The sequence below is a fragment of the Chitinophaga agrisoli genome (assembly GCF_008386695.1).
In the GTDB taxonomy this organism is placed as follows: Bacteria; Bacteroidota; Bacteroidia; order Chitinophagales; family Chitinophagaceae; genus Chitinophaga; species Chitinophaga agrisoli.
Map to the genome: position 1 here is coordinate 1 of NZ_VUOC01000009.1, position 336 is coordinate 336.

Consider the following 336-nt stretch of genomic DNA (forward strand, 5'->3'; position numbering starts at 1 on the left):
TGGCCGCCAATGCTCCTGCAGCTGGCGCCGGTACAGGTAGCTGGAGCATCGTATCCGGTACAGCTACTATTGCCGACCCGACAGACCGCAACACTACCGTAACAGTAGCAGCGGGCAATACTGCGGTATTGCGCTGGACCATCAGCAATGGTGGCACTGTTTGTACACCGTCTTCTGATGATGTAACGCTAATAAATTATGAATTACCTTCTGCTGCGGTAGCAGGTGACGATCAGAGCGATTGTAATGTGGCCTTCTTTGACATGACCGCTACCGCGCCTGCTGTAGGTACCGGTGTGTGGACCATCGTATCTGGCACAGCCACCATCGTTGCGC

1 protein-coding gene is annotated in these 336 nt (G+C 54.5%); it reads left to right on the forward strand.

The window, feature by feature from the left end:
• Positions 1-336 (forward strand): hypothetical protein (locus tag F0L74_RS33485; protein ID WP_188316276.1); only part of this gene is annotated, 336 nt, incomplete at both ends.